Source organism: Acinetobacter sp. T_3_1 (assembly GCF_025377055.1).
In the GTDB taxonomy this organism is placed as follows: domain Bacteria; phylum Pseudomonadota; class Gammaproteobacteria; order Pseudomonadales; family Moraxellaceae; genus Acinetobacter; species Acinetobacter kookii.
In genome coordinates, this window is sequence record NZ_JACHVD010000001.1 from 204,922 (window position 1) to 218,509 (window position 13,588).

Annotated in this window: 11 protein-coding genes; 8 read left to right on the forward strand and 3 right to left on the reverse strand. The window is 43.1% G+C overall.

The window, feature by feature from the left end; genetic code table 11:
• Positions 1-370 precede the first annotated feature (370 nt).
• A complete protein-coding gene (locus H4I94_RS00800) occupies positions 371-3,310 on the forward strand; it encodes an insulinase family protein (protein WP_261180975.1) in 2,940 nt (979 codons plus the stop codon).
• Between the two features lie 29 nt (positions 3,311-3,339).
• Positions 3,340-4,494, forward strand: coding sequence for a phospholipase A (locus H4I94_RS00805; protein WP_261180976.1), 1,155 nt, complete (start codon positions 3,340-3,342; stop codon positions 4,492-4,494).
• Between the two features lie 54 nt (positions 4,495-4,548).
• Here H4I94_RS00805 and H4I94_RS00810 read toward each other — a convergent pair whose 3' ends face one another.
• Together H4I94_RS00810 and H4I94_RS00815 are read right to left on the reverse strand one after the other, a co-directional pair.
• Positions 4,549-5,889: a TrkH family potassium uptake protein gene (locus tag H4I94_RS00810; protein WP_131273992.1), complete on the reverse strand. Its 1,341-nt coding sequence runs from the start codon at positions 5,887-5,889 to the stop codon at positions 4,549-4,551.
• A gap of 3 nt (positions 5,890-5,892) precedes the next feature.
• The gene (locus H4I94_RS00815; RefSeq protein WP_131273991.1) at positions 5,893-6,543 is read right to left on the reverse strand and encodes a potassium channel family protein; all 651 of its coding nucleotides are present in this window, start codon (positions 6,541-6,543) and stop codon (positions 5,893-5,895) included.
• A 303-nt stretch (positions 6,544-6,846) separates the two neighbouring features.
• On the opposite strand from H4I94_RS00815, the gene H4I94_RS00820 reads away from it, so the two are divergent.
• Entirely contained in the window at positions 6,847-7,392 is a 546-nt protein-coding gene (locus H4I94_RS00820; RefSeq protein ID WP_261180977.1) for a hypothetical protein, read from the forward strand.
• A gap of 56 nt (positions 7,393-7,448) precedes the next feature.
• On the opposite strand, the gene ilvA is transcribed toward H4I94_RS00820, so the two are convergent.
• Positions 7,449-8,987 carry a threonine ammonia-lyase, biosynthetic gene (gene ilvA / locus H4I94_RS00825; protein ID WP_092819450.1) on the reverse strand — a complete coding sequence of 513 codons (1,539 nt, stop codon included), beginning with the start codon at positions 8,985-8,987 and terminating at the stop codon, positions 7,449-7,451.
• 107 nt (positions 8,988-9,094) lie between these two features.
• Here ilvA and rpiA point away from each other — a divergent pair, with 107 nt between their 5' ends.
• The 5 genes from rpiA to clpS all read left to right on the forward strand — a co-directional run bounded on the left by rpiA (position 9,095) and on the right by clpS (position 13,584).
• Entirely contained in the window at positions 9,095-9,766 is a 672-nt protein-coding gene (gene rpiA / locus H4I94_RS00830; RefSeq protein WP_261180978.1) for a ribose-5-phosphate isomerase RpiA, read from the forward strand.
• Between the two features lie 128 nt (positions 9,767-9,894).
• On the forward strand, positions 9,895-10,569 hold the full coding sequence (locus H4I94_RS00835; RefSeq protein WP_261180979.1) for a M48 family metallopeptidase: 675 nt from the start codon (positions 9,895-9,897) through the stop codon (positions 10,567-10,569).
• A 684-nt stretch (positions 10,570-11,253) separates the two neighbouring features.
• Positions 11,254-12,309: an N-acetyl-gamma-glutamyl-phosphate reductase gene (gene argC, locus H4I94_RS00840; protein WP_261180980.1), complete on the forward strand. Its 1,056-nt coding sequence runs from the start codon at positions 11,254-11,256 to the stop codon at positions 12,307-12,309.
• 78 nt (positions 12,310-12,387) lie between these two features.
• Complete coding sequence (locus H4I94_RS00845; protein WP_261180981.1) at positions 12,388-13,143, forward strand: DUF6776 family protein; 756 nt, start codon at positions 12,388-12,390, stop codon at positions 13,141-13,143.
• An 18-nt stretch (positions 13,144-13,161) separates the two neighbouring features.
• Positions 13,162-13,584 (forward strand): ATP-dependent Clp protease adapter ClpS, encoded by a 423-nt coding sequence (gene clpS, locus H4I94_RS00850; RefSeq protein WP_092819455.1) that lies wholly within the window; start codon positions 13,162-13,164, stop codon positions 13,582-13,584.
• Positions 13,585-13,588: the final 4 nt, after the last annotated feature.

The following is a 13,588-nucleotide window of genomic DNA, read 5'->3' on the forward strand; positions in this document are numbered from 1 at the left end:
TTTTGATCTTTGACTATGACACTGTTCAGTCCAGGTGGGCTTGATGGTGTCATGCTGAAGCAATTTATTAATTTAAATGCTTTATTATTCTGCTGATACCAGTCTACACAAATAATTAAAAATTATTTCAATTCAATCTCTTGTTTATTATGTGGATAGCTTTGTTTTGCACTGATTTTAAATACGGAATGATTCCCAGCTAGAATTCACTTTTAATAAAGTTACATTAAAAATTGCGCCCCTTTTTAACCTATGACGCTTTTAAAACTGGACTGAAATGCTTGGAATTTCGTAACAGTACAAATTCAAATAGTGCAATATTCAGGTATAATCAAAACCATCTTATAAATATGTAAATGTTGGAGATCACATGACTGTAGATGTCACTGAAACCATTTCTCAAACTGTTCATCCTGCGTTTCAGTTGATACGTCAACACCATGTTGAAGCCCTAGATATTCGGGTGTCAGAATATCAGCATAAAGTCACGGGGGCCATACATTATCATCTGGCCAGCGATCTGGATGAAAATGTCTTTCTGGTGGCGTTTCGTACCCAGCCGATGGATTCAAAAGGCGAGGCGCATATTTTAGAACATACCGCACTCTGCGGTTCTGAAAAATTTCCGGTTCGTGACCCATTCTTCCTGATGATTCGCCGTTCACTCAATACCTTTATGAACGCGTTCACTTCAGCGGACTGGACCGCCTATCCTTTCGCAACGCAAAACAAAAAAGACTTCCAGAACCTGCTGGAAGTGTATCTGGATGCTGCTTTTGCTGCGAACTTGAATGAACTGGATTTTGCCCAGGAAGGGATTCGCATTGAGCTGGAAAATGGCGAACCGGTCTATAAAGGCGTGGTGTTTAATGAAATGAAAGGGGCCATGAGTTCTCCTTCAGATCAGCTCTATCATCAACTGGCGCACCATTTATTTCCGCATACCACCTATCATTACAATTCCGGTGGTGATCCCAAGGATATTCCGGACTTAACTTACCCAGAGTTAGTTAATTTCTATAAGTCACATTACCATCCAAGTAATGCGGTATTTATGACTTTTGGCAATGAGTCGGCTTATTACTTGCAGGAACAATTTGAAACTTTAGCCTTGTCTAAATTTGAAAAAGGTCAAACCCTGCATTCAACGCCCGAAACCCGTTTAACTGCACCGCTTGAAGTCACAGAAACTTATGCGGTAGATGCGGAAGACCTAAAAGATAAAACCTATCACGTGATTGCATGGCTGTTGCCGCAAGCCAGCGATATTAAATTGCGCTTGGGGATGCGCCTGGTTGAAGGAATTTTGCTGGAGGATTCAGCTTCGCCTTTGCGTCATTATCTGGAAACCTGTGGTTATGCCCAGTCGACCGGTCCAATTATGGGCGTGGATGATTCCAACTTTGAAATGACTTTCTTCTGCGGTGTACAAGGTTCAAATCCTGAACATGCCCAGGAATTTAAAGACGGTGTGTTTAAGGTGCTTGAAGAAGTTGCTTCCAAACCGGTCGACACTGAAATGGTCGATGCCATTTTGCATCAGATTGAATTGCATCAGCGTGAAATCAATGGCGATGGCATGCCGTACGGTTTAAGCCTGATTTTAAATGGGTTAAGCAGCGTAATTCATCACAGCGATCCGATTCAGGTCTGGGATGTCGATACAGCCATTGAACAGGTGAAAGAAGAACTCAAAGACCCAATGTGGTTGTCGAACCTGATTCAAGAATATCTGCTGGATAATCCGCATCGTGTACAGATGACTTTGGTGCCTGATGCAACCAAGTCGGCAAGAGAAGCTGAAGCAGAAAAAGCGCGTCTGGCTGCCATTGGTGCCAAACTGACGGATGAGGAAAAAGCGGAAATCATCAAGCAAACCGAAGCCTTAAAAGAACGTCAAGATTCGCCGGATGATTTGAACCTGTTGCCAAAAGTCGGTCTGGAAGATGTTCCTGCAGATTTACACATCGTACAAGGTCAATTGCGTGAAATTATCAGCAATAACCTGGATACGCCTTTGAATTTGTATCATGCTGGGACCAATGGCATTTACTATCAGCAGGTGCTAGTCAAAATTCCGGATCAGGTGGTTCAGTCGCCATATTTCAATTTACTTTCAATTTTGCTGGGTGAGGTAGGTGCGGGCGAGTACGACTATCTGGAACTGCAACAACTGCAAACCGCAGTGAGTGGTGGCGTGGGGATGGGTGCATCTTTACGTTCAAAAATTGATGACAAAAACAAGATTAGTGCTTGGCTCACCTTGACCACCAAATCGCTGGTGAATAATTTTGAAGCCATCCGCCTGTTGAAACTGGCATTTGAACAGCTACGTTTTGATGAGAAAGATCGCATTATTGAATTATTGCAGCAACGTAAAACACGCTGGACTTCACGTATTTCTGGTTCGGGGCATAGTTATGCCATGCAAATTGCAGGACGTAACCACAGTGCCTTGGCACAACGTGACTATCAGAATACCGGTTTGGGAGCGCTGAACTGGTTAGGCAATCTGGTGAATAAAATTGAAACTGATGAAGCTGCTTATGAGGCGTTAATTGCGGAATTAAAAGCCATTCATCGTCTGCTGTTACAGGCACCCAAACAATTCCTGCTGGTGTGTGAAGAACAGCAGTCCGATCGTCTGATTGAAGAAATCCAGATGGTTTGGGATAAATTGAGTGTGGATCAAACTCCAGTAGAATTAACGCAAATCATCACAGAAAATAGCAATCTTGACGAAGCATGGCTGATTCAGGCCAATGTCCAATTCTGTGCGGCAGCTTATCCTGCGGTAGAAATGTCTCATCCCGATGCTGCACCTCTTATGGTGTTGGCAGCTTATTTACGCAATGGCTTTTTGCACAGTGCAATTCGTGAAAAAGGTGGGGCTTACGGCGGTGGCGCAAGCTACGATGGCAATGCCTGTTCGTTCCGTTTCTATAGCTATCGTGATCCGCGCCTGGCAGAGACTTTTAAGGACTTTGATGCCAGTATTCAGTGGTTGTTGAATAGCGAACACAAGCCGCATCAACTTGAAGAAGCAATTTTGGGCTTAATTGCGAGCATGGATAAACCGGGTTCTCCTGCCGGTGAGGCGATTACTGCCTGCTATGCATTATTGCATGCACGTACACCTGCGGTGCGCAAGCAATTACGTGCACGTTTACTTGCTGTAACTCTGGATGATCTGAAACGGGTTGCAGAACAATATCTGGTTCAGCAAAAACCGGTGAAAGCGATGGTTGCACCAGTGGCAAAACGTGAAGCGCTGCTTGAACTTGGTTTTGATATTAAACAAGTGAACTAATAAAAAAACATCATTTGAGGTAAGACCCTATGGCGTTCAAAATGTTTGAACGCACTACGCTGCAACTGAGCATGATCATGCTCAGTTCTTTGTATGTGACGAATATTCATGCACAAACCCCACAATCATTGATTACTCCCGCAAGTCCGGAAGCATGTGTCGCCTTAGAATCCAATGCGGATCGTCTGGCCTGTTATGACACCTTGTTCAAAGTGCCGGAGACAGAAAAAATGGCACTGGTGTCTGAACGTCAGGCAGCCAATCAAATCGCACCTGCACCGACTGAACCGGAAACGATAAAAGATAAAATCAGTCATGGGGTGAGTAACGTATTTGCAGCTGAAGGGCCAAAAATTGATCCCAATACGTCCTTGCTGGACAAGCGTTGGGAGCTGTCACCTGAAAGCAAGCTTGGAACCTGGAATATTCGTGCGCACCAGCCGGTTTATTTACTGCCAGGATTCTGGACTTCGGACAAAAATGAACGTCCTTCCAGTCCGAATGAAAACAACACGGTACAGCTAGGTGATGAGCAAAACCTGAAATCGATGGAAGCCAAGTTCCAGCTGTCTTTAAAAACCAAAGCAGTAGAAAACCTGTTTGGGGATAATGGTGATGTCTGGCTGGGTTATACCCAGTCATCACGCTGGCAGGTCTATAATGCAGATGCTTCGCGTCCTTTCCGTGAAACCAACTATGAACCTGAAGCCAGTCTGGTTTTTCGTACCAATTATGAAATTTTGGGCTTAAATGCACGTTTGTTGGGTGTGACCTTTAACCATCAGTCCAATGGCCGTGCCGATCCCTTATCGCGTAGCTGGAACCGTATTATCTTTAATGTCGGTCTAGAACGCGACAACTTTGCGTTGATGTTACGTCCCTGGTATCGCATTGAAGAAGATGCAAAAGATGATAACAACCCGGATATTAAAAATTATATCGGCCGTGGCGACTTGACTGCATTCTACCGCAAGAATGATCATGAGTTTTCACTGATGCTGCGTCACTCGCTGAAAGGCGGTAATGATGCGCATGGGGCAGCGCAGTTTGACTGGGCATTCCCGATTAGCGGTAAATTGCGTGGTCATTTCCAGTTGTTTGATGGCTATGGTGAAAGCCTGATTGATTATAACCATCGTGCGACGTATGTCGGTTTGGGTGTGTCCTTGATGAATTGGTACTAAATCACTGATGCTTAAAAAACCACTCTTTATGAGTGGTTTTTTATTGAATCGGGTTTAACCGATTTGAATATCTGCTGGTGGATGTTTTAAACGGCTCTTTTTCGGGGTGGCAATCAGGTAGGCCAGCGTCAGAGGTCCCAAACGACCCGCGAACATCAGCAAAATTAAAGCAAACAGACTGGCAGGCTGTAATTCACTGGTGATGCCCCGTGATAGTCCGACTGTACAGGCGGCTGAAACCGCTTCAAAGAGTAAATCCAGGAAGTCCTTGTTCGGCTCTAGAATGAGAAGCGTAAACGATCCTAAAAATATCAAGATCGCAGTAATGGACAGGACGGCAAACGCCTTAAATGAAGTCGCTTTTGAAACAGAATGATTAAATACCCGCAATTCTTCAGAACGGCGTAAGAAGGTAATCACGCTTAAAATAACAATAATAAAAGTCCCGACTTTAATACCCCCTGCGGTACTTAAAGAACCACCGCCGATAAACATCAAAATCATGGTCACAAGGGTAGAGGCATCTGTCATGCTGGCGACATCTAAACTGTTAAACCCGGATGAGCGTGGTACGGTGGCATGGAACCAGGCATTCAAGGCTTGATCACCCAGGCTCATGCTGGATAGGGTGAGCGGATTACTGGCTTCCAAAGCCCAAATCACAATAAAGGCAAACAGGTTCAAGCCTGCAATGGTGGAGAGCATTAGTTTGCTATTGGGGCTTAAGGTTTTCCAGCGTCGGGCACGCTTGATATCCATCAGCACCACAAAGCCAATACCGCCAATAATATAAAGCATACTGATGGTAAAGGTAATAAGGTAATGATCCGCGAAACTCATCAAACTGTTGGGAAACAGGGAAAAGCCGCCGTTATTAAATGCGGAAACGCTATAAAAAGCCGCATAAAAAAAGGCGCGGGAAAAATCGTATTCCTGCATCCAGGCAATGGTTAAAATAAATGTGCCAATCGCCTCAAAAAACAGGGAATATAACAGCACGCCTTTGATGGTGAATGATACTTTGGCCAGGCTGGTTTGACCGATGGTTTCCTGTGCCATCATTTGCTGTTTAAGCCTGATATTGGAGGAAAGGCTCAGCGCAGCCAGTATGGCAAAGGTCATGAAACCCAGGCCGCCACTTTGCAGTAACAGCATAATGACGATCTTGCCAAAGGTGGTATAGGCTTCTCCAACATTGACCACAGATAGCCCGGTAATGGTCACGGCAGAGGTTGAAGTGAACAGGGCATTGAGCCAGCTTAATTCACCATGATGCGAAATCGGGAGTTTGAGCAATAAGGTTCCGACTATAATAAAGCTCAAGAAACCCAGCGCCAGTAAGCTTGGAGGGCTCAGGTTAATCGTATTATGCTTGTTGTTTTGTGCTTGATTCATATTCTATTTAAACCGGGCAGACAGTTTTCTTAAGGGTTCAAGTTCACCCTCCACCACTAAGATATCACCTTCTTGCAGGATTAAATTGGGATCAATGTTATATAAAATTTCCTTGCCGCGTTTGTGCAGAATGGTTTTAATTGCCGGAATATTGCCCATCAGGTGATTGAAGCGCTCACCCTTCAAGCTGGCTTTAATCTCGATTTTGACAATGAAGTGATTGTCTTCCAGTCCCATATAACGGCTGACCATCGGGTAGCTTAAAGACTGGGCTACGCGGGTACCCATATCTTCTTCCGGGTGAATAATCTTGCTGACGCCCAGATGGGTCAAAATCATGTGATGCGCCTTGGATTTGGCCTTGGCCCAAATTTTGTTCATGCCCAGATTTTTCAGATGCAGCACACATAGAATACTGGCTTCAATGTCTTCGCCAATCGCCACTACTACGGCTTCACAGTTTTGAATATTCAGTTCTCTGAGTACATGTTCATCAGTGGCATCTGCAATGACAGCATGGGTGATTTGATCTGAAATGCTTTCAACATTTCTTTTGTTGTTATCGATACCAATCACATCGTGATTTAAGCTGACCAGCTGGGTTGCAATGGTGGAACCAAAGCTACCTAAACCAATGACTGCAAATAATGCCATGCAACGTATTCCTTATCCATTTTTATATGGTTTTGATTCGTGAGGTGTATGGATCTATACACTGATTTTATAATTTTATGGTTCGTTCAGCTATCCAGCTTACAAAATTATTAATAACAAAGGCTTATTTTGAAAAGCATTGACCTGTATGGCCCGAATGTTTTAGGCATGAATCTATAAATTGGTGAATTGTGGTTAATTGTGAAGAGTGTGAGCGGGGAGTGTGAATTGCAGCATGTCATGAGATGGTCAAAAACCTGCTATATCTTTGTAGGTATAATTCTATTTTTATAGGGAATGAAAATGGATGATAAAAAGATTTTTAAGATATTACAGGGATGGTTTCCGCTACTGAAACATCAGGAAATTCCAAAGAAAAAATATAGAGGTGATTTTCAGCAATTTCGGACATGGCTTGCCGCTGAACAGGCAGGCCAGCATGAGCATGCCTATTTAATGTCCATAGACGTTGAAAATCCTTATGAAAATGGATTGGAACGATGCGCAATGTTGCAGCATAAAAATATTGATATGGGGTTAATCCAGCAAAGCATTCGTAACAGGGCCACGCCTTTATATCAGCATTATCAGAAGCATAAAGAGGTCATTGGAAAATACTACAATGTAAATGCCCATGTTTTTGATATTGTTTTTGAGGAAATTTATACTTTTTTAAAGTTGCAAAATTTTGAATTGTTGATTATTTATGCCGAAACGGCCTATTGGATGGCCGTGCCCGATGAAGATGTCAGAATCCATAAATTCTGTAAGTCCTTCTCAAAACAATTTAAGCATGAAGGGATTTGTATAGAACATTATATAAAACTGGACTGCTTAAGATCGACTTGAAAACCATTTGAATTCAAAAAAAGAGCCAATGAATGGCTCTTTTTTAATGAGTGGGCTTATTTCAAGAAACGCTGATAACCCAAGTTGTTAGTAATTTCTGCATATGGATAGGTGATACTTTCCAAGGTCTCGATTAAACCATCTGGATTCTGTTGGGCATCTTCAGCTTCAAGCCCTACAAGTACGCGACCTTCGGCTGCGCCGTGGTTACGGTAGTGGAACAGGGTAATGTTATGGGTAGGTCCTAAACGTTCCAGGAAGGTGAGTAAGGCACCTGGGCGTTCCGGAAATTCCACACGGAACAGACGTTCATTTTCAATGTCTGCATGACCACCGACCAAATAGCGGATATGCAGTTTTGCCACTTCATCATCAGACAAATCATCTACATCGTATTGAACTTTCAAGGTTTCATAAATGTCGTGACGTTCTTTTTCACCACCTTTCAGGCTGATGCCGACAAAAACCTGTGCAGCACTGGCATCACTGGCGCGATAGTTGAATTCCGTGATATTACGGCCTTGCAGGGCACGGCAGAAATTCAGGAATGAACCTTTTTCTTCAGGAATGGTCACGGCAAAAATGGCTTCTTTGCGTTCACCGAGCTCTGTACGTTCGGCAATATAGCGCAGGCGGTCGAAGTTCATGTTGGCACCGCAAACGATCGACACCATGTTTTTGCCTTCAAGTTTATGTTCAGCCACATATTTCTTGATTCCGGCAAGTGCCATGGCACCGGAAGGTTCAACAATGCTGCGGCATTCATCATAGGTGTCTTTAATTGCAGCACAGATTTCGTCTGTGTTCACCAGTACCACATCCGGCTCAACAATTGGACCCGAGTTGTCTGATTTTTGCATACGAATCACATCAAACGGTTTTTCACCAATTTGAGCGACCGCCGTACCATCAGCAAATAAACCTACCGAAGGTAAAATCACACGTTCATTGGCTTCAAATGCAGCTTTTAAACATGCCGATTCATCATATTCCACCGGAATGACTTTTACGTGTGGCGCAACATCGCCCAGGTAAGCCGCAACACCTGCAATCAAACCGCCACCGCCAACGGCAACAAATACATATTCCACATCACGCCATTGACGCAAAATTTCATTGGCAATGGTGCCTTGACCGGCCATCACCAGTTCATCGTCATAAGGGGGAATAAAGGTCATGCCATCTTCGGTAGCGCGTTGAATCGCATATCTGTTGGCCACATCGAAAGAATCGCCGTGCAAGACCACTTCACCACCCAAACGTTTTACTGCCTGAACTTTAATGTCAGGCGTGGTTTTTGGCATGACAATAATGGCGCGAATTCCCAGTTTTTTACCAGATAGGGCCACACCTTGTGCATGGTTACCTGCTGAAGCCGTAATAACGCCACGTTCCAACTGAGATTTCGGTAATTGACTAATACGGTTGTAGGCACCGCGTAGTTTAAAGGAAAAGACAGGTTGCAAATCTTCGCGTTTAAAGCGAATGTTGTTGTTTAGCTTTTCACTAATTCGTGGCGCTGCTTCGAGTGGAGTTTCGATTGCAACGTCATACACCGTTGCTTGTAATATTTGTCGAACCAAACGAGACAGCATGTTAATTTTCCATCTAACAGTTTAAAATAGGCCTTTATTGTAACAAACCCCTGTACATTTGGGCTGTTAAATCAGCAACAAATGTCAAAAAATAGTTGAGCCAAGTTATGAGTCTGTATGCTACCCAAGATGAAAAGAAACAAGCTGCTGCAAAAGCCGCTTTAAAACACTTGCCTAAAGGCGGGATTTTGGGGGTAGGTACAGGAAGTACAGTGAACTTCCTCATTGAATTATTGCCAGAATTGCAACTGGAAGCTGCGGTTGCGAGTTCTGAAGCGACTGCCGAGCGTCTGAAAAAATTGGGCATTGAAGTGGTCGACATGAATTCTGTAGGCGGCCTGGATGCCTATGTAGATGGCGCGGACGAAATTGACCGTCACATGCATATGATTAAAGGCGGCGGCGCTGCACTGACCCGTGAAAAAATCGTGGCATCGATTGCAAGGAAATTTGTCTGTATCGTTGATGATTCAAAATGGGTTGAGCAATTGGGCCGTGATTTCCCGCTTCCTGTAGAAGTCATTCCAATGGCGCGTTCTGCGGTAGCCCGTAAAATTGTTTCACTCGGTGGTGACCCGGTTTACCGTGAAGGTGTAGTGACAGATAACGGCAATGTGATTCTAGATGTGCACAACCTGAATATCTTGAATGCGCTTGAACTTGAAAAAACCATTAACAACATTCCAGGTGTGGTGTGTAACGGTATTTTTGCGTTGAATAAAGCCGATATTGCTGTAGTTGCAACAGACAACGGCATTGAAGAGCGTACTGCGGTTTAATTTTTAATCTCCCCATACCCCTCTTTTTCAAAGAGGGGCTAAGTTCTTTAAATATTGGTATTCAAAGAACGCTTCCCCTTTACCAAAGGGGGGGATTGAGGGGGATTTATATAAAACAAAATAAAAATATGACCCTAAACGATCTACCTGAAATCCAGATTGTCCATCATGCGCGAGCGAAACGTTTGCGCTTGCGTGTCGACTCGGCCCAAATTCGTTTAACTGTACCGTTACTGTGCAGCAAGCGAAAAATTCAAAACTTTCTGGATCAGGCTGAAGAATGGTTGCTGAAAACCTGGCAACAGCAAGCACAGCATATACAACAGCAGATATTGCCGAATGAACTAAAGCTTTTTAATTTAGAGCAACCTTTACAGCTTGTTTATCAAGTTCAAAAACACTCATTTATTTTCGATGCTCAGAATTTACAGCTATTCATTAGTGACCGTCAGCCTGAACAATATTTAAAAGCTTTCGTGATTGCTTATGCCAAGCAGCATTTACCCATTTACTTAGAGCAAACCAGCCAGGAATGTCAGCTGAATTTTGGCAAATGTTCAATCCGACAACCAAAAACGCGCTGGGGGAGTTGCTCGGCCAAACATGACATTATGTTGAATAGTGGTCTGGTATTGTTTCCTGAACAGGTGATCCGTTATGTCTGTGTGCATGAGTTGGCGCATACCCGGCATTTTGACCATAGTCCAAGGTTTTGGGCAGAGGTGGGAAAACATGATGCAAATTATCAGCAACATCGCAAAATTTTAAAAACGACACCAATGCCGTATTGGTGGTGCACTTAAAAGAATCTGCTGGATATACAGCATCACTTAAAAATCACTCGGGTCATATTTGTCAGACTGATGTAAATAGATGATTTTGCATTGGTGAATCGCTGTGATTGGCGGATTGGTTTCTTTAAGAATTTATCAACGTTTAGATAAAAACTGCAGTTGAATATTTTTTATTATTTTACTCTGAAAATAGCCTAAGCAAATCAAATATTCTATAACTGTAAATTTAGTTAAAATAAACCATAAAAATTAGAATCTTGCTTAAAATAAAGTGGAATAGAGTGGTGTTAAGTCAGCTGGTTTTTTGATGTGTACTCCAGCATTATTCTTCTGTTTGATTTTTATCCTGAGCATTCTCTATCCTATTTTATTGGATCATTCTATTTGTTATTGCACTGTTTTAGAGTATGGAAAAAACCTGTTCCTAAATTCTAGCGCTCAAGGGAATAGTACTTGCTGTGATAGGGTTATCGACTAGTAGTGATGCGATTATATTCTTGGCTTTAGCTGGTTTTTTCTGCTGTCTATCTGGGTTGCCGAAGCTGGAAACAGCTAATTCATAAACTGAAAATAGGGCTGAGAAACAGGTCTAAAATTTATAAAAAAACATCAAACCTTTGAGAAATGGTTTAGAAAACGTGAACTTCCTGTCATACTACGCAGTTACGAAATGGAAACTTTTGATTTGAGGTAGTGATCGTGATTACTGTTGGTATTGTCGGTGGTACAGGTTATACAGGCGTTGAATTGTTGCGTCTTTTACTACGACACCCAAATGTACAGGTAAATGTACTGACATCACGTACCGAAAATGGTCGCCGTGTCGATGACATGTTCCCAAGCTTGCGCGGTCATACCGATCTTCAATACTCAGATTTGAACATCGACGAACTAAAGAAATGCGATGTGGTGTTTTTTGCAACCCCACATGGTGTAGCCATGAAACATGCGGCAGAACTGCTTGCAGCCAATACTAAAGTCATCGACTTGGCAGCAGACTTCCGCTTGCAAAATCTAGAACAGTTTGAAAAATGGTATGGTCTTGAACATGCCTGCCCAGATATTTTAAAAGATTCGGTTTACGGTTTGTCAGAACTGAATCGTGACAAAATTAAAAATGCCAAGGTGATTGGTAACCCGGGTTGCTATCCAACGACTGTGCAACTTGGTCTTGCACCATTATTTAAACAAACTGAAGCATTGGTGAAACCGGAAAGCATTATTATTGATGCAAAATCCGGGGTATCTGGTGCAGGTCGTAAAGCCAGCCTCGGCATGATTTATTCTGAAAATGCCGATAACTTTAAGGCCTATGGCGTTGCAGGTCACCGTCATCATCCTGAAATTGTGGAAGCACTGGAAAATATTTCCGGTCAAAAGGGCGTGTTCGATCACATCGTTTTTGTACCGCATTTGGTGCCGATGATCCGTGGCATGCTCAGCACGATCTATATTGATTTGACAGATGCAGGGGATGCTGCGGACTTGCAAAGCCTGTATGAACAGTTTTATGCCAATGAACAGTTTGTAGATGTAATGCCTGCCAACAGCTCGCCAGAAACACGTTCGGTGCGTGGTGCGAACCAGCTCCGAATTGCCTTGTATAAACCGCAACCGAAAAAACTGATTGTGTTATCTGTACAGGACAATCTGGTGAAAGGTGCGGCAGGACAGGCGGTACAAAATATGAACCTGATGTTTGGCTTTGCTGAAAATGCAGGTCTTGCTGGAATTGGTTTATTACCATAAAAAACGTTTTTCGACTTCACACACATTTGGATTTGGATTTAAATGTGTGCTTTGAATGAATCAAAATTAGAGATGACGATGCCGAATACAGAATCAAATACTCCGTCACAGCTACCTTTCCTGAGTAAAAAACCTTTTTTAAAAGGGAATTTGCCGTTGGCAATTGGTGCTGCCATTTTGGTAGCAGGCAGTGGTTTATTGGGTTATTCGGTTGGGCATCGGCAAGGTTTGACTGCAGTGGGCTATGAAGCAGATGCAGAACAGCTGGTCGAAGTGGTACAAAAGCAAAAGAGCAGTTTGCAAACACTGAACAAGAATTTGAATCTGGCTGTACAGGAACGTGATGTTGCAGTCAGCAATTCAAATGATTTGTTTGTTGCTTTGAATCAGGCTCGTGAAGATAAGGCCCAGTCTGAAGGTTTGGCCGTAATCTACCGGGAAGTGTTACGCCAGCGTGGCGGTTTAAGCCTGACCATACAAAATATCGGCATTAAGCCCTTGCCGGAAAATGCTTATGAATACGAGCTGGATCTGGTTCAAGTCAGTCCGAATCGACGGGGGATTTCCGGAACTGTAGAGTTACGCTTGATTCAAGGCACTGAAGTTTTAGTGGTTCCTATGGAAGACAAAAACTTTAACTTTGAAGATTATGAACGCTTAACCGGACGCTGGACCATGCCTAAAGGCTTTACGCCACAATTCATTGAAGTGCGTTTAAGCGGTGCAACAAGTACACCAGTGATTAAACGTTTTAGTTGGGGTCGTGGCAAACCGATAGAGAGTCAATCGGCATTTATTTCTGAAATTCCTCAAGCAGAAGCAAATGCACAATAAATGTGAATTAAAAATCCTATGCGAATGAATAAGCGTCATCATTGTTTAAACACCCTCAAGAATTCTTTTCATCAATCGGGATATGTCGACTGGCATATTAGTCCACGCTTAAGTAATGACTCGCAGGATGATTCAGAAGGGACTGACGGGGATATTGCGGTACAAACCGCTCCCCCTGAATTAAAACGTCCACCCTTGTATGCTGTCGTCTTAATGAATGACGATTACACCCCTATGGACTTTGTAATTGAAATTTTACAACAATACTTTGCTTTGAATCTTGACCAAGCGACCCAAGTAATGCTAACTGTACATTATGAAGGGAAAGGTGTTGCAGGCGTTTATCCACGAGACATTGCGGAAACGAAAGCGAACCAAGTCAATAATTATGCTCGGTCTCAAGGTCATCCATTACTTTGCCAGATTGAGCCAAAAGATTAAGGGG